General features: G+C 70.6%; 10 protein-coding genes and 3 pseudogenes. 9 read left to right on the plus strand and 4 right to left on the minus strand.

Annotation, left to right across the window (positions count from 1 at the left end; translation table 11 throughout):
• Positions 1-35: 35 nt before the first annotated feature.
• Positions 36-1,175, minus strand: a complete 1,140-nt coding sequence (locus ABEB03_RS38025; RefSeq protein ID WP_345657501.1) for a PucR family transcriptional regulator — start codon at positions 1,173-1,175, stop codon at positions 36-38.
• Positions 1,176-1,262: 87 nt separating this feature from the next.
• Between ABEB03_RS38025 and ABEB03_RS38030 the strand changes: the two genes are divergently transcribed.
• Together ABEB03_RS38030 and ABEB03_RS38035 are read left to right on the plus strand one after the other, a co-directional pair.
• Entirely contained in the window at positions 1,263-2,318 is a 1,056-nt protein-coding gene (locus ABEB03_RS38030; RefSeq protein ID WP_345657502.1) for a ferredoxin reductase, read from the plus strand.
• A gap of 7 nt (positions 2,319-2,325) precedes the next feature.
• On the plus strand, positions 2,326-3,444 hold the full coding sequence (locus tag ABEB03_RS38035; RefSeq protein WP_345657503.1) for a fatty acid desaturase family protein: 1,119 nt from the start codon (positions 2,326-2,328) through the stop codon (positions 3,442-3,444).
• Between the two features lie 57 nt (positions 3,445-3,501).
• On the opposite strand, the pseudogene ABEB03_RS38040 reads toward ABEB03_RS38035, so the two are convergent.
• Positions 3,502-4,008, minus strand: a pseudogene (locus tag ABEB03_RS38040) (IS5 family transposase); the annotation flags it as partial.
• A gap of 18 nt (positions 4,009-4,026) precedes the next feature.
• Complete coding sequence (locus tag ABEB03_RS38045; RefSeq protein WP_345657504.1) at positions 4,027-5,565, minus strand: PucR family transcriptional regulator; 1,539 nt, start codon at positions 5,563-5,565, stop codon at positions 4,027-4,029.
• Between the two features lie 113 nt (positions 5,566-5,678).
• Here ABEB03_RS38045 and ABEB03_RS38050 point away from each other — a divergent pair, with 113 nt between their 5' ends.
• From ABEB03_RS38050 to ABEB03_RS38070, 5 genes and pseudogenes are all read left to right on the plus strand, one after another.
• Positions 5,679-7,193, plus strand: coding sequence for a purine-cytosine permease family protein (locus ABEB03_RS38050; RefSeq protein WP_345657505.1), 1,515 nt, complete (start codon positions 5,679-5,681; stop codon positions 7,191-7,193).
• 1 nt (position 7,194) lies between these two features.
• Positions 7,195-8,070 carry a nitrilase-related carbon-nitrogen hydrolase gene (locus tag ABEB03_RS38055; protein ID WP_345657506.1) on the plus strand — a complete coding sequence of 292 codons (876 nt, stop codon included), beginning with the start codon at positions 7,195-7,197 and terminating at the stop codon, positions 8,068-8,070.
• Positions 8,067-9,029 (plus strand): agmatinase, encoded by a 963-nt coding sequence (speB, locus tag ABEB03_RS38060; protein ID WP_345657507.1) that lies wholly within the window; start codon positions 8,067-8,069, stop codon positions 9,027-9,029. Before ABEB03_RS38055 ends, speB begins: the two co-directional genes overlap by 4 nt.
• Positions 9,030-9,252: 223 nt before the next feature.
• A pseudogene (locus ABEB03_RS38065) lies at positions 9,253-9,423 on the plus strand (DUF1348 family protein); the annotation flags it as partial.
• Between the two features lie 82 nt (positions 9,424-9,505).
• A pseudogene (locus tag ABEB03_RS38070) lies at positions 9,506-9,613 on the plus strand (alpha/beta fold hydrolase); the annotation flags it as partial.
• Positions 9,614-9,662: 49 nt separating this feature from the next.
• Here ABEB03_RS38070 and ABEB03_RS38075 read toward each other — a convergent pair.
• Positions 9,663-12,437, minus strand: coding sequence for a helix-turn-helix transcriptional regulator (locus tag ABEB03_RS38075; RefSeq protein WP_345657508.1), 2,775 nt, complete (start codon positions 12,435-12,437; stop codon positions 9,663-9,665).
• Between the two features lie 354 nt (positions 12,438-12,791).
• On the opposite strand from ABEB03_RS38075, the gene ABEB03_RS38080 reads away from it, so the two are divergent.
• A complete protein-coding gene (locus ABEB03_RS38080; RefSeq protein ID WP_345657509.1) occupies positions 12,792-13,988 on the plus strand; it encodes an epoxide hydrolase family protein in 1,197 nt (398 codons plus the stop codon).
• Positions 13,989-14,405: 417 nt separating this feature from the next.
• Entirely contained in the window at positions 14,406-16,487 is a 2,082-nt protein-coding gene (locus tag ABEB03_RS38085) for an NPCBM/NEW2 domain-containing protein (protein ID WP_345657510.1), read from the plus strand.
• Positions 16,488-16,547 lie beyond the last annotated feature (60 nt).

Below are 16,547 nucleotides of genomic sequence, written 5' to 3' on the forward strand. Positions count from 1 at the left end.
CCAGCGGACACAGTCGTGGACGGTCGAAGTACGCGTCAGCTGCCCCGAAGACCGACCGCCAGGGTCAGTTCAAGGACCCGCTGTGGCGATGCGAGGTCCGGAAACAGTTCCCGCAGCTGCGACATCCGGTACCGGACCGTCTGGGGATGGACGAACAACGCCGCCGCCACCTCGTCCCGCCTGCCCTGGTGCAGCAGCCACGCCCGCAACGTCTCCTCCAGCCGCCGTGCGGTCGCGACAGGCAAGGTCCGCAACGGTGCGAGGGCTCGGGCACGCAGGTCTGCGAACGCGTCCGCGTCGGCGCTCAGCACCAGCTCGGGCAGGTGGTCCTCGGTGTCGCGAATATCAGCGGAGAGGGAGCGCGCACGTACGGCTCGTGCGTACGAGGCGGACGCACAAGTCCACGGCCGGGCCGGGCCGACCACGGCAGAGCGGTCGGTCAGCTGCCGCAAGAGATGTGTTCGGTCGGCATCCGGGACGAGCAACACACCGGTGGCGTCCGGTAGATCGTCGAGGACGAGGGTGCTCGAGTCGAGCGTGCGGTAGGCAGGCCGGGCCTGGACGGCGGGCAGCAGGACCGCGGTCAGCGAAACCGGAGGCTGCCACCCGGCCCGTTGAACAGAGGCCAGCAGCACGTCCGGGCTCGCGCCGGCGAGGAGGTCGCGGGCCAGGTGTTCCAGGTGGCGCTCGTGGGCCCTGCCCCGGGCGGCCAGTTCGTCGGCGTGGCCCGCGGCGCTCGCGGCGGAGAGCTCGTCGATGTAGGCGAAGGTCAGCTCGGCGAACTTGGCGACCTCGGCGGCGGGCAGACCTGCGGGTACGGCACCCGCTGCCAGGCATCGCCAGGCCACGCGGGCGCCGACGCGGTAGGCGCTGAGCAGGGCGTCCATCGAACGGCCGTCGCGCACCTCGCCGCGGCCCAGCTCGTAGGCCGCGTCACCGCCGTCGCCGCCTGTGGCGTTCCCGCTCGCGAGGTCCAGGTAGTGCCCCAGGGCGGTGCGGACGGCTCGGCGGATGGTGCCGCCCATACGGCCCGAAAGGGCGTTGGCGTAGGGAGGGACCTCGTCGATGATCGCCTGGACGACCTCGTCGGCGGTGGTCTTCACCGCGGCCCGAAGTGCGGTGACCGTCGTCTCATCCAGGGCCAGTTCGCTGGCCCTCCGGATTGCATGGTTCACGTTTTTGTTCCCTGCGAACAATTCAGCCGACCAGATTTACGTCCTGCGGTCAGGACTTTACGCCTCGAGGCGCAGCAAGCTGGAGTCATGACGAGTGCAGCCCTCCGCAGCAGGGCGTGGAAACTGCTGGAGATGGTCACGACGCCGCTGCTGCCGTCGGACTACCTCGACCTGGTCAGCCCGCTGCGTGCCGGCGCTGACTTGCGTGGGCGCATCGAGGCCGTGCACCCCGAGACGGGGGACGCCGCGACTGTCGTGATCAGGCCGGGACGGGGCTGGCGCGGCCACACAGCCGGCCAGTACGTGCGGATCGGGGTCGACGTCGACGGGGTGCGCCTGTGGCGGGCCTACTCCCTCACCTCGCCGACAAACCGCCAGGACGGCCGCGTCACGATCACCGTGAAGGCGATCCCGGACGGCAAGGTCAGCAACCACCTGGTCCGCAGGGCGACACCGGGCACGCTGATCCAGCTCGACCAGCCGACCGGTGACTTCGTGCTGCCACAGGCCAAGCCCGCCAAGGTGCTCTACCTGACGGCCGGCAGCGGCATCACGCCCGTGATGGGCATGCTCCGCGACACCGAGTTCGACGACGCCGTCATGGTCCACTGCGCACCGCAGCCGCAAGACGTGATCTTCCGCAACGAACTGCACGACCTGGTCGCCGACAAGAAGCTGCGGCTCACCGAGGTGCACACCGACACGGACGGCATGCTCGACATCGCCCGTCTCAACGAACTGGTGCCCGACTGGGCCGACCGCGAGACCTGGGCTTGCGGGCCCGCGGGCCTGCTCGACGCCGCCGAAGAGCACTGGAGCGAGCACGGCGTACAAGAACGCCTGCACACCGAACGCTTCCGCCCCAGCATCGTCGTCGCCGGCGACGGCGGCGAGGTCACGTTCAGCGCGACCGGCAAGACCGTCGACGCGGACGGCGCCACGCCGTTGCTGGACGTCGGCGAGGAGGCCGGCGTGCTCATGCCCTCCGGGTGCCGCATGGGCATCTGCTTCGGCTGTATCTCGCCGCTCAAGGCGGGCGCCGTACGTGACCTGCGCACCGGCGAGATCACCGAGGCCGAGCCGGGCGTCCTCATCCAGACCTGCGTGTCCGCCGCAGCGGGCCCCTGCGACATCGAACGGTAGGAGCACCTTGACCGCCATCGACCCCACCGCCCACCTGACCGCGGAGCAGATCGAGGAGCTCGGCCGCGAGCTGGACGCGATCCGCGACGAGGTGATCGCCGGCCGCGGCGAGAAGGACGCCGCCTACATCCGCAAGGTCATCTCGGCGCAGCGCAAGCTCGAGCTGGCCAGCAGGGGCGTGCTGCTGTTCTCGTTCTTCCCGCCCGCGTGGCTGCTCGGCACCGCCGGTCTGTCCGTGGCGAAGATCATGGACAACATGGAGATCGGCCACAACATCCTGCACGGCCAGTGGGACTGGATGCGGGACCCGAAGATCCACTCCACCACCTGGGAGTGGGATCACGTCTCACCGGCCGATCAGTGGAAGCACTCGCACAACGAGCTGCACCACACGTACACCAACGTGATCGGCAAGGACAACGACCTCGGCTACGGCATCATGCGCGTCGACGAGGACCAGAAGTGGCACCCGTTCCACCTCGGCCAGCCGCTGTGGAACTTCATCAACGCCTGCTTCTTCGAGTACGGCATCGCGGCCTACGACCTGGAACTCGGCAAGAACCTGCCCAAGCACCGCCGCAAGGACCCCGAGTTCCGCGCACGGGCCAAGGCCGTGGGCCGCAAGATCCGCAAACAGGTGCTCAAGGACTACGTGATCCACCCGCTGCTGTCGGGCCCGTCGTTCCTGCCCACGCTCGCCGCCACCTTCACCGCGAACCTGGTCCGCAACATCTGGTCCCACTCGGTGATCATGTGCGGGCACTTCCCCGAGGGCGTGCAGGTCTTCGAGCGCCGGTCGATCAAGGGCGAGACGCGCGGCCAGTGGTACCTGCGCCAGATGATGGGCTCGGCGAACATCAGCGGCAGCAGGGCCATGCACTTCATGACCGGCAACCTGTCGCACCAGATCGAGCACCACCTGTTCCCGGACCTGCCGAGCAACCGGTACGCCGAGGTCGCGGTGAAGGTGCGCGCGCTGTTCGAGAAGTACGAGCTGGAGTACGTCACCGGGCCGCTGCCCAAGCAGGTGTTCTCCGCGTGGCGCAAGGTCTTCCGGCTCTCGCTGCCGAACAAGAAGCCGAAGGTCAAGACGCCGGACCGCGAGCAGGAGCTCGTCGCGGCCTGATTCCCGGTATTGGTTCAGCTCTTTCGGCCGTACCGGCGGCACCTCCGTGTTGGGTCCGCGTGAGGAACACGCGCGGTCGGCCTGAACGGCCACGGGCCGGGTCCGGGGCCTGCCCGGACCGTACGGGGCACGCGGATACCGGACTTCACCGTCACCGCAGGCCAGGCGGGTGCATCACCAGCCTGGCCTGCGGTGACGGTGAAGGCGAGGGGCCCGGCACCTCCGTCTGCGGCCAGGTGGACCTTGGTGCTCAGCCCGCCGCGGGACCGTCCGAGCGCGTGATCGGCCGCCTCGCCGCAGTGGGCCGCCCCCTTTCGAGTGCCCCGGCGGCGTGCTGGTGGGCCCGGACGACCGTGGAGTCCACCGACACCGTCCAGTCGATGTCGTCGTCGGCGTCCGCCGCCGCCAGGACAGCGGCGAAGACCATCTCCCACGTGCCGCCGACGGCCCGTCTGATCAGCCGCTTGTGAGTGGTCTGGAACGAGCCGAGTTCGTCGGGAAGTCCCGCCAGGGCGAGTTGGTGCGGTACTTCCACGCGATGGCCTCGAGAATGCGGCGATGGTCGAGCCCGGGCTGCACGGCTCACGCTCCCGATGCCGGCAGGCCTTGCCGGATGCGGGTGGCCAGCCACAGGTCGAAGCGGTCGTCGCCGTCGTCGAGGTTGCGGCCGGTCAGGCGCATGGCCTTGTCGACGCGGTTGCGGGCGGTATGACGGTGGACGGCGAGGCGGCGGGAGGTCTCGTCCCAGGAGCCGCCGGTGTCGAGCCAGGTAGCGAGGGTGCGGACCAGGTCGCCTGCCGGGTCGGCGGAGTCGAGCGGGCCGAGGAGGGCGTCGGCGTAGCCGCGCAACGCTCGGCGGTCGCCGAACTCCAGCAGCAGGCGCGCGGAGCGCGCCTCGCGGGCCTCGGCGGGGCTGCCGAGCGCGCGGCTGACGCCGACCAGCGCGCGGGCCTGGCGCAGCGACCCCGTGGCCGCCTCCGGCGGGACGGCGGGGCCGATGCCCGCGGGAGAGCCGGGGGCGAAGCGGGTGAGCACGTCGAGCAGGCCGAGGTCCTCCCCGACGACGGCCTCGACCAGGCCGTCGCGGACGCGGACCAGACCGCCCGGCACGGCGAGCGCGAGGTCGGCTGCCATCTCCGCCACCACGTCGGTGGAGGTGGCGGCGCCGCCCACCGGTTCGACGGCGACCGTGCGGACGGTGTCGCTGGCCAGGCCCGCCACCGCGAGGGCGTCGCGGGCGTGTTCCGCCGAGACGTCCTCGGCGAGCAGCCGGCCCAGCAGTGCCGAGCGGCGTCGCCGCTCGGGCTCGTCGGCCAGGTGGCGGCGCTCCAGCTCCAGGGAGAGCAGCGAGACCAGACCGGAGGCTGGCATCCGGTCGTCCGGAGCGAGCGCGCCAACGAGCACGAGCAGGCCGCGCAGCCGGTTCGCGCCCAGCGGCTGGACCTCGACGCCGAGGCTGCCCGCCGTGCTGCTGGCGCTGCCGCGCAGGCCCCGCGCGGCGACCTTGTGGACCAGTTCGGTGACGCGCGGCGGCAGGCCGTGCGGGCCGAACTGGTCGAGGCTCTCCAGCCCGACGGAGGCGATCGGGCGGCCGAGCAGATCGGTGACGGCGGCGCCGACACCGGTCGCGTCGACCCAGGCCTCCAGCGTTGCGGTCAGGCCGCGCCCCGAGGCCGCGGCGGCGGTCAGTCGGCGCTGGGCGTCGAAGGCCCGCTCAAGGGCGCGATGCTGTTCGGCGGCCTTGGCGGCGAAGACGGCCTTGGTGACCGCGATGAACGGCACTTCGTCCGGGACGGTGAGCAGCGGCAGACCGGCCTCCGCCGCGGCGGCGATCAGCGGGGCTGGGGCCTGTTGGTGCGGTAGGTCGTGGCCGAGGCCGAGCACCAGCGCGCTGGCGCCGGCCGCCGCGCAGTCGAGCACGTAGGCGCGGCAGTCCTGCGTCGTCATGGGGAGCAGCAGTCCGATGGTCATCAGCAGCTCGCCCCCTTGCAGCCACTGTCCCGGGCGGAGTAGTTCCGAGACGTGGGCCGCCTCGACCGGACGGTCCAGCCGGTCCGGCGCGGCGACCACCGACAGGCGAAGCTCGGGCAGCGCGACCAGGTCGGCGAGGTGAAGAGACATGGACACAGTGTCCATCGGTCCGATCGAGAATCGACGCGGTAACCATCGTCCGAGGTCCGGACGCCGCATAGGTTCCTGCTACACATCCGCCTCGTGTCATCCTGGAGGGCCTCATGAACCAGCACAGACCCCCCCACCCTCCGCATCTCGGTGGCGGTTCTCGTACCGACAGTTCCAGCTCCGGTGGCGTCATCGAGACGCGCTCCATCGACTATGTGCCCGGCCGCGAGCGGCACGGCAAGGTCTGGCACCAGGGACCGTTCTGGTTCACCGGAAACTTCGTGCTGACCACGATGGTCACCGGCTTCATCGGCCCCTCGCTCGGGCTGAGCCTGCGCTGGTCGGTGCTGGCCGTCGTGCTGGGCGCCTGCTTCGGCACCTTCTTCATGGCCTTCCACGCCAACCAGGGCCCGCGGATGGGCCTGCCGCAGATGATCCAGTCGCGGGCCCAGTTCGGCATCCGCGGCGCGATCGTGCCGTTCGCGGCCGTGGTCTTCGTCTACATCGGCTTCAACGTCTTCAACGTGGTCCTGGCGACCCAGGGCCTTCAGACGATCCTGCCCGGCGGCACCACCCTCTGGTACGCGCTGTTGATCGGCCTGGCGATCGTGCTGGCCGTGGTCGGCCACGACCTGCTGCACGCGGTGCAGCGCTGGCTCACCTACGTGCTGATCGCCGTCTTCGGCGTTCTGACCGTCGGCGCGATGGTCCAGCTGCACCCGCACGCCCCGGCGGCGGGCTCGGGCGGGGGCGGGTTCACCGCGTTCCTGGTGGTCTTCTCGGCCGCGGCCGGCTACCAGATCAGCTATGCCGTCTACGTCTCGGACTACTCGCGCTACCTGCCCAAGGACGTTCCGGCCAAGAAGGTCATCTGGTGGACCTACCTCGGCGCGGCCGGGTCGGCCGTCTGGCTGATGTCGCTGGGCGCGCTGCTGGCCTCCGCGCTGCCGAACCCGGACGCGATCAGCGGACTTCGGCAGGTCGGCAACGACATTCTGCCCGGCTTCGGCACCTTCGCCGTGGTCGTCTCCTCGCTGGCCCTGATCTCGATCATGGCGGTCAACGCCTACGGCGCAATGCTGACCTCCACCAGCGCGGTCGACGCCTTCCGCAAGGTCCGCCCGACCGTGAAGTCCCGGATCGCCGGCATCGTCGTGATCGAACTGATCGTCTTCGTGGTCGCGCTCGTGCTGCCCGCCGACTACCTGGCGAACTTCAACAACTTCGTGCTGCTGATGCTCTACTTCCTGATCCCGTGGACCGCGGTCAACCTGGTGGACTTCTACTTCGTCCGCCGGGGCCACTACGCGATCACCGCGATCTTCGACCCGCGCGGCATCTACGGCCGCTGGTCCTGGCAGGGCCTGACCGCCTACACCGTGGGCTTCGCGGCGATGATCCCGTTCTTCGCCACCTCCTTCTGGACCGGCCCGGCCGCCGAGGCGCTGGGCGGCGCGGACATCTCCTTCGCGGTCGGCCTGGTCGTCGCCGGCGTCCTGTACTACGTGCTCACCCGCGGCCTGGACCTGAGCGCCGAGGCGGAGGCGATCGCCGCGAGCGACCGCGAACTGGAGGGCGAGGACGCGGACGGTCCCGATACCCACAACGGCTCCCCGCTGACGGTCTGACATGGCATTCCCCAACACCGACACCACTCGTGTCGCCTGCGCACAGCTCACGCTCGACGTCGGCCGTCCGGAGCGCAACCGCGCCGCCGCCCGCACGGCGATCGAGCGCGCCGCAGCAGCCGGGGCCGAAGTCGTGGTCCTGCCCGAACTCACCAACAGCGGTTACCTCTTCCACGACGTGGCGCAGGCCGCCTCGCTCGCGGAACCCCTTCACGGCCCGACCGTCGCCGACTGGACCGCGCTCGCCCGGCGCCACCGGCTCGTCGTCGTCGGCGGCCTCTGTGAACGCGACGAGGACGGTCTGATCCGCAATTCGGCCGTCCTCGTCGACCCACAGGGCCTGCGGGCGGTCCACCGCAAGGCCCACCTCTTCGGCAGCGAAAATGAGTTCTTCGTCCCCGGCACGGAACCCCCGCCCGTGGTCGACACCGACGTGGGCCGGATCGGCCTGATGATCTGCTACGACCAGGAGTTCCCCGAGTATGTGCGCGCCCTCGCGCTGCACGGTGCTGACCTGTTGTGCGTGCCGGTCAACTGGCCGCTGTTCCCCCGCCCCGACGGCGAGCGGCCATCCGAGGTGATCCGCGTGCAGGCCAACGCGGCGACCAACCGGATGTTCGTCGCCGCCTGCGACCGCACCGGAACCGAGCGCGGCGTCACGTGGACCGGCGGCTCCGTGATCGTCGACCTGGACGGCTTCCCCGTCGCCGGACCCGCGACCGAGACCGGCGACGACCTGCTCATCGCCGACTGCGCGCTGGCCAGCGCCCGCGACAAGGGTCTCGGCGAGCACAACGACGTCCTCGGCGACCGCCGCCCCGAGCTCTACCGAAGCATCATCAGCTCCACCGATCCACAAGAGGAGGAGGCACGATGAGCGAGACGCCCATCGGCCCGATCGACGCCACCCGCGTCCCCCGCTACGCCGGCCCCGCCACCTTCGCCAGGCTGCCCCGCACCGACGAGGTCGACCATGTGGACGTGGCCGTCGTCGGCGTCCCGTTCGACAGCGGCGTCAGCTACCGCCCCGGCGCGCGCTTCGGCCCCGCCCACGTCCGCGCCTCCTCCAAGCTGCTGCGCCCCTACCACCCCGCGCTCGACATCTCCCCGTTCGCGGCCCAGCAGGTCGCCGACGCGGGCGACATCGCGGTCAACCCCTTCGGCATCGCCGACGCGATGAAGACCGTCGAGCTGGCCGCACGCGACCTCGCCTCCGGCGGCACCAAGCTGCTGACCATCGGCGGCGACCACACCATCGCCCTCCCGCTGCTGCGCGCAGTCGCCGCCGAGCACGGCCCCGTCGCCGTCGTCCACTTCGACGCCCACCTCGACACCTGGGACACCTACTTCGGCGAGCCGATCACCCACGGCACCCCGTTCCGCCGCGCCTCCGAAGAAGGCCTGCTCGACCCCGAGCGCTGCCTCCACGTCGGCATCCGCGGCCCGCTGTACTCGCGCGAGGACCTGCGCGAGGACGGCGTCCTCGGCTTCCAGGTCATCCACGCGGACGACTACCAGGACGCCACGGTCGCCTCCGTCGTCGAGCGCATGCGCCACCGCCTGGGCGACGGGCCGGTATACGTCTCCATCGACATCGACGTCCTCGACCCGGCCCACGCCCCCGGCACCGGCACACCCGAGGCCGGCGGCCTCACCAGCCGCGAACTCCTGCACACCCTGCGCGGACTGGTCGGCCTCGACGTCGTCGGCGCCGACATCGTCGAGGTGGCACCTGCCTACGACCACGCGGAACTCACCGGCATCGCCGCCGCACACGCCGGCTACGAACTGCTCTCAGTGCTCGCGCGGAACAAGGAAGCCACCACAGACAACTGAACTCACCGTGTGACTCCAGTGAGTCACACGGTGATCCCAGCCCGCACACGCCCTTCGCGTGGACGACCGGTCAATTGGTCAGCTGGTGGCCCTTGCGGATCTCCGCCTGGGTGACCTCGCGGTCCTCCAGTTCGCAGATCTTCGACACCTGGACGCGGGGCATGTTTTCGAGGTGCACCTGGGGCAGCGCACGGAGTGGTCCTCGGTAGCGCTCACCAGCCAGTGGTACCGCTCTTACGGCAACGAGAATCGGGACTTCGGCGAGGACGGCCTGATGAGGGTCCGTCTCGCCTGCATCAACGATCTCCCGATCGCCGAATCCGACTGCAAGTACCACTGGCCGCTGGGCAGGCGTCCCGACGACCACCCCGGCCTGAGCGATCTCGGGTTCTGACCTCCGCCCCCAGCAGCACGAGCATCTTGAAGCCGGCGGGGGCCCGGTGCCTGAGGCACCGGGCCCCGCTCCGGCACTGCAGAGCATCCTCGTCGGCCACTCGACCGGCGGCGGCGAGGTCACCCGCTGCATCGGCCGGCACGGCACCGGCCGCGTCCCCAAGGCCGTCCTGGTCGGCGCGATCCCCCCTCCCCACGCGTAGCCACGTTCAAGGCCACCGCCCACGCGGTGTACAGCGGTCACAGACGAGACGCCACTGAGCGAAGCTGTCTTCGAGAGCTGACCCCGAGCTTCGCGAAGACGTTGCCGAGGTGCCATTCCACGGTGCGCGGGCTGATGAACAGCTGGGCGGCGATCTCCTGGTTGGTGTGCCCGTCTCTGGCCAGCCCGGCGATCTGGGCTTCCTGGCCGGTGAGCTCGGTGTCGGTGCCGTCCGTCCTCTTGCGTGCGGTTTCTCCGGTCGCCGAGAGCTCCTTGCGGGCGCGCTCGGCGAAGCCGTCGGCTCCGAATCGATCGAACGCCTCGTAGGCGGACCGCAGCTGAACACGGCTTTCCTGGCGGCGGTTACGACGACGCAGCCACTCGCCGTACAGCAGTCGGGCACGGGCCAGGTGGACGGCGATGCGGCAGCCCCCGAGATGCTCGATCGCCTCCTGGTAGAGCGCCTCGGCAGCCTCGTCGTCGGTCACCAGGGCACGCGCGCAGGCCTCCACCCCCAGGGCCCACCGGGTTCCGCTCGCGCGGGTGCGCTCGGTGAGGTCGTCCAGTGCCGCCGCCGCGACCTTGGGCTGCCCGCTGCGGACGGCCGCCTCGACGAGTTCGGACAGTGCCCACCCGAAAAAGGCCAGGTCCTCGTACTGGCATGCGCGCGTCGCGGCTGCCAGCGCGGTGTCGTAGCGGCCGAGGCCGTTGTAGAGCACTGCGGTTGCGTACTCGGCGAGGCCCAGACTGCGCCCCTCGCCCCTGGCGCGCACTTCTTCGGCGGTGGTCTCGATGAGATCCCTCGCCTGGTGCTCCTGGCCCCGCAAGGCGCCGAGCACGAGTGATGTGTACATCATGGGTACGCCGCCCACGGCGTCCGAGATCGCCGTGGCCTCGTCGATCAGAGCCGCCGCGGTGTCGAACTCGCCGGCATGGACGTGGGTGAACGCCTGGTAGGTCAGCGCCATCGGGAGCACGGTGAGCGCCCCCGCTTCGCGGGCGATGCGGACGGCGCCGATCGCCAGTCGGTACCACGCGTCGTCGTCCCACAGCTCGGACGCGACAGGCTCGGGTATCAGACGGAAGGCGAGCCACAGCCAGCGCCGGTCCGTGTCGCCGGATGCCTGCTCCTGCTGGACGACGCGCAGTGCGTGTCTGAGGGGGGCGACGCCAGCGGCGTAGCCGTCGAGGATCCGGCCGACCACGCTGTCCAGAAGAATGTCGACCGTCCGCGGTGGCGTCGGCGGCGACGGTCCGGCGCGGGCCGCCTCGGCCACCTCCCAAAGCCCGGGGCCCTCGCTCAGACGGCCGGCGAAGATCGCCGCGCCGACCGCTTCGAGGAGGGTGTCACGGGCGAGGGCGGGGTGGAGGGGCGCCAGCCGATGTGCCGCGTCGAGCAGGAGCCGGGGCGCGTCGCCACCGCGCACCTGGGAGAACACCAGTCGGGCTCGCAGCCGCTCGATCCGGGCGCGTCGCAGGTCGTCCAGAGGGCCGGCCTCCGCGGCAGCCAGCATGGTGCACGCCTGGTCGGCCGCGCCGGCGTCGATCGCGGCCTGGGCGGCGGCCAGTGCGCGGGCGACACGGCGTGCGGGATCGGGCGTCAGTTCCGCCGCCCGCCGCAGGAACGAGGCAGCCGCGGCGTTTCCGCCCCTGCCTTGCGCCCGGCCGGCCGAGCGTTCCAGGTCGACGGCGACGCTCTCGTCCGGCTGGTCGGCGGCGTGAGCGTGGTGCCACGCCCTGCGATCAGGATCAAGGTGGGGATCGGTGGCTTCCGCCAGTGCCCGGTGTGCCGCACGGCGATCCGGCGCAGACGCCCGCCGATAGATGGCCGAGCGCACCAGGGGGTGCTGGAACCGCACCACGATGTCGCATTCGAAGAGCCCTGCGGCCTCGGCCGATGCTGCGGCGTCCCGCGATATCTCCTGCAGGCCGGCCGCGCGCCACAGCAGGCGCGCGTCTCCGGTCGGTTCCGCCGCGGCGGTCAGCAGGAGACGCCGGCCGTCCTGCGGAAGTGATCGGAACTGCTGGTAGAAGGCGTTCTCGATGCGGCCCGCCAAGGGGCGCCCGCCGGGAAGCCGGAATCCGCCCGCCAGCTCCGCGGGTGCTTGCGGCAGCTGCAGCAGCAGCGCCATCGGATTGCCGTGGGCCTCGGCGACGATCCGGTCCCGCACCAGCGGGTCGAGGGGTACCCGCAGGGCCGAGGCCAGCAGGGTGCGTGCGTCGCGCTCACTGAGGCCGTCGAGGATCAGTTCCGGCAGGCCGGTCAGTTCACGATGGTCGTCGGGCTCGCGCAGGGCGAAGATCAACGCCACCGGTTCGGCCATCAACCGCCTGGCGACGAACACCAGCGTTTCCGTGGTCTCCTCATCCAGCCACTGCGCATCGTCGATGAGGCAGGCCAGTGGCTGTGCCTCGGCGGCGCCGGCGAGCAGATCGAGCGCGGCCAGACCCACCAGGTACCGATTCGGCGCCTCGCCCTCCCGTAGTCCGAACGCCACGGACAACGCATCGCGCTGCGGCTCCGGCAGCTCCTGAAGCCGCCCCAGCGCGCGGGTGAACGTGCACAGCTGCTGAAGGCCCGCGAACGGAAGTCTCATCTCCGACTCGACGCCCGCGATGGCGGCGGTCCGGAACCCGACGGCCCGGCCGGCCGCGTAGTCCAGCAGGGCGGTCTTGCCGATCCCCGCCTCGCCGCGAAGGACCAGGACCGCGCTCCTGCCCGCCTGCGCCGTGGCCAGTGCCTGCTCCAGTGCGGCCAGCTCCCGGTCCCGCCCCAGCAGTCCGACCTGAGCATCGATGCCGGGCACGCTCATGGTCGATCTCCTGACCCCGCTGCCTGGTGTGTTTCTCCGCCGCCGGCCGATGCGACCGGTCGGCTCGGCATGGCCCCTTCGGACATCACCATTGCCACCGTAGTTCACTTTGACCATTTTCAGCCGATATGAGACTTACCCCCGTATGAGACCTGCAGCCCTCTGATCACCGGCAGCGACTGTCAGCACCCCTACGTGATCCACGGTTGCGCCGCCTCCGCCGCGAGCGCGCCACCCCCGGGTTCGACCACGGGACCAACCCCCGGGGGTTTCCCGGGGGCGATGCATGCCCGACCTCGGAAATGGTGGGCGAGTCGACGACACAAGGTCGTCGGCGACAGCAAGGAGATTCATATGTCCGCCACTCCCGGCACTCCGGAGATCCGGCCGTTCACGTTCGAGTTCCCCCAGGCGGAACTCGATGATCTGCGTGCGCGCATCGAGGCGGCGCGGTGGCCCGAGAAGGAGACCGTCGCGGACCAGTCGCAGGGCACGCAGCTGGAGACGATGAAGGAGCTCGCGCGCTACTGGGCGTCGGAGTACGACTGGCGCAGGGTCGAGGCGAAGCTGAAGGCCCTGCCGCACTTCATCACCGAGATCGACGGCCTGGACATCCACTTCATCCACGTCCGTTCCAAGCACGAGGACGCCCTGCCGCTGATCGTCACGCACGGCTGGCCGGGCTCGATCGTCGAGCAGCTGAAGATCATCGAGCCGCTGGTCGACCCCACCGCCCACGGCGGGAGCGCGTCGGACGCCTTCCACGTGATCATCCCGTCGATGCCCGGCTACGGCTTCTCGGGCAAGCCCACCTCGACCGGCTGGGGTCCCGAGCGCATCGCTCGCGCCTGGGGCGAGCTGATGAAGCGCCTGGGCTACACCAAGTACGCGGCCCAGGGCGGCGACTGGGGTGCGATCATCGCCGACTTCATGGGGGTCCAGGCACCCGAGGGCCTGATCGGCATCCACACCAACATGGCCGGCGCCGTACCGCCCGCCATCGACGCCGCGCTCATCGCGGGCAATCCGCTGCCGGCGGGCCTGTCGCTCTCCGACGAGGAGAAGGCGGCGGTGGAGCAGCTGGACTTCGTGTACCGGCACGTCTACTTCGCCTACCTGATGGCGTCGCGTCCGCAGACGCTGACCGGGCTGGTGGACTCTCCGGTCGGTCTGGCGGCCTTCCTGCTCGACCACGACGCGGCCAGCCTGGCCATGATCTCCCGGTCCTTCGCCGGTGTGAAGGAGGGCCTGACCCGGGACGACGTCCTGGACAACATCACGCTCTTCTGGCTGACCAACACGGCGGTCTCCGCGGCTCGCCTCTACGCGGAGAACAAGACCTCCTTCTTCGGGGTCAAGGGCGTCGCCCTCCCGGTCGCCGTGAGCGTCTTCCCCGACGAGATGTACCGGGCCCCGAAGAGCTGGGCGGAGCAGGCCTACCCGAACCTCGTCCACTACAACAAGGTCTCCAAGGGCGGCCACTTCGCCGCCTGGGAGCAGCCGGAGCTCCTCGTGAGCGAGATCCGCTCGGGCCTGCGAAGCCTGCGGTAATGGACCACTCCTGACGCCTGCACGGGCACCGGCCCCGCGGGGCGGCCGAGCGACCCGACTCCGGGTCCGCCCGGCCGCCCCGCGGGGCGTTCGTGGAGGTCGACCGGGCCACCACGGGCCCCGGACACCTCGACTGCCGGTACCCGGTGAACCGGCGAGTGCTGTTCCTTCTGGGACATATACCGCCTCGCAGACGGCAGTTGGGGTACCGACCGAGGACCCATCGCTAACTATTAATTTAGGAATTATTATTGACGTGTGCCGGTGACCGCTGCAAGATCCTGGCAACCAACCCGTAGGCGAGCGGGCGTTGACCGGTTCCAGGAACGACCGCCGCACATTCCGCCGGGCAGCGGCCGCCTCAGACTCACGACCGGGACGGTTCGGCACGCCTGATCGGACAGCGAAGGATCCGATGTGAAACGACATCTCACCGTCCTCGTGGCGCTCCTGACCGGCTTGCTGGTCGTGCAGGCACCCGCCCATGCCGTCCCCCGGGCCGGCAGTGACACCGTCACGGCGCCGGCGTCCCAGCAGGTGCTGAGCCCGACGCCCTACATGGGCTGGAACACCTACTACGCGCTGGGGGGCGATCCGACCGAGGCGGAAGTCAAGTCGGTTGCCGACTTCCTGGTCAGCAGCGGACTGCGCGACGCCGGCTACCAGTACGTCTGGATCGACGGCAACTGGGCGGCGCCGACCCCGCGCAACTCGGCCGGCGACCTGGTGGCCAACCCCGACCAGTTCCCGAACGGGCTGAAGCCGCTGGTCGACTACATCCACGCCAAGGGCCTCAAGGCCGGCATCTACACCGACGCCGGCCCGTACATTCCCGGCAAGTGCGGACTCGGCAGCCACGGCCACTACCAGCACGACGCGAACCAGTTCGCCGCCTGGGAGTTCGACGCGGTCAAGGCGGACTATCTCTGCGGGATCGCCGCGGACCTCGACCCGAAGACCGTCTACACCGAGTTCGCGCAGGCGCTGCGGAACAACGCGAGCAAGCGCCCCATGATCTTCAACCTCTGCAACCCGGTGACCTCCCCGGACTGGGGCAACTACCCGGAGACTCAGCAGTCGACGTACTCCTGGTCCTACGCGCCGGCGATCGCACAGTCCTGGCGGACGTACACGGATGTCGGTTTCGTCGGCGAGATCAAGTACAAGGACGTGCTGCGGAACTACGACGCGAACGCGCGGCACCCCGAGGCCGCAGGTCCCGGGCACTTCAACGACCCGGACTACCTCGGACCCGAACTGGGCATGAGCGACGAGGAGTTCCGTACCCAGATGACGCTCTGGTCGGCGGCGGCCGCGCCGCTGATGATCGGCAGCGACGTCCGTAAGCTCAGCAAGACCTCGCTCGGGATTCTCTCGGACCCCGACGTCATCGCGATCGACCAGGACCCCGCCGGTGTCCAGGCCGTCCGCGTGGGCCCGGCGGGCACGACGGAGACCTGGGTGAAGCGGCTGGCGAACGGTGACCGCGCCGTGGTGCTGCTGAACCGGGGCGACAGCCCCGCGACGCTGACCACGAAGGCGTCGTCGGTCGGGCTGACCGGGGACCGGTTCACCTTGAAGAACGCCTGGACCGACAAGGTCACCGAGAGCGCCGGCACCATCAGCGCCGCCGTCCCCGCCCACGGCGCGGCCCTGTTCCGGGTCGCCCGGGCAACGGGCAAGCCCGGCGTTCCGCACGTCGTCGCCGGCCTGCCGCAGGTGACGGCGGTCGACGGCGACGCGGTGGCGGCCGGCATCGCCCCGGTGGTCGCCGGCGGCGACCACGCCCGGGTCGAGGTCACCGTCCGCAACGACGGTGCGCAGCCGGTCTTCACCCCGCGGGTCGAACTGGCGGTGCCCGCCGGGTGGACAGCCCGTCCGCTCGGCAGAGCGCCGAAGCTGCTGCCGTCCAACCGCTCCGCGACCCTGGCCTTCACGGTGACCCTGCCGGCCACCGCCGCGCCGGGCAGCGCCGCGCTGACCGCCACTACCTCGTACGAGGTGACCGGCAAGGGGCGGCTGCGGCAGGAGACGGCCACGTCACTGGTCGTGGCACCGGCGGCGCCGGACGGCGACGTCACCCTGTCGCACCACGACTGGATCAGCGCCACCAGCGGGTGGATGAGCCCGACGGTCGACCGGAGCGTCGGTGGCTGGACGCCGATCAGCATGCTCGGCCAGGAGCACCCGACGGGCATCGGGGTCGCCTCACCTTCCACGGTCCGCTACTACCTCGGCGACCGGTGCACCCGGCTGACCACGACCGTCGGCATCGACGACGCGGTGCGCAACGTCGGCCCGGAGGGCGGAACTTCGACCTTCCAGGTCATCGGTGACGGCCGGGTGCTGTTCGACAGTGGTGTGCTGAGCCGCGACGACGTCCGCCAGGCCGACATCGACCTGACCGGCGTCCGGGTGCTCGACCTGGTGGTCGGCGACGCCGGCGACGGCGGCTACAACGACCGTGCCGACTGGGCCGGTTTGAACGCCACCTGCTGATTCGGCTCTCACGGGGCCGGGTGCCCTCGGTCCTCCGGCCACGGCCGCACCGACACCCTT

The organism is Streptomyces siamensis (assembly GCF_039543605.1).
Classification (GTDB): Bacteria; Actinomycetota; Actinomycetes; order Streptomycetales; family Streptomycetaceae; genus Streptomyces; species Streptomyces siamensis.

Bases quoted from the DNA above. Each gene is read 5' to 3' on its own strand.
- ABEB03_RS38055 (WP_345657506.1), top strand. From the start codon at position 7,195: ATGGCATTCCCCAACACCGACACCACTCGTGTCGCCTGCGCACAGCTC.
- speB (WP_345657507.1), top strand. From the start codon at position 8,067: ATGAGCGAGACGCCCATCGGCCCGATCGACGCCACCCGCGTCCCCCGC.
- ABEB03_RS38050 (WP_345657505.1), top strand. From the start codon at position 5,679: ATGAACCAGCACAGACCCCCCCACCCTCCGCATCTCGGTGGCGGTTCT.
- ABEB03_RS38045 (WP_345657504.1), bottom strand. From the start codon at position 5,565: ATGTCTCTTCACCTCGCCGACCTGGTCGCGCTGCCCGAGCTTCGCCTG.
- ABEB03_RS38080 (WP_345657509.1), top strand. From the start codon at position 12,792: ATGTCCGCCACTCCCGGCACTCCGGAGATCCGGCCGTTCACGTTCGAG.
- ABEB03_RS38075 (WP_345657508.1), bottom strand. From the start codon at position 12,437: ATGAGCGTGCCCGGCATCGATGCTCAGGTCGGACTGCTGGGGCGGGAC.
- ABEB03_RS38030 (WP_345657502.1), top strand. From the start codon at position 1,263: ATGACGAGTGCAGCCCTCCGCAGCAGGGCGTGGAAACTGCTGGAGATG.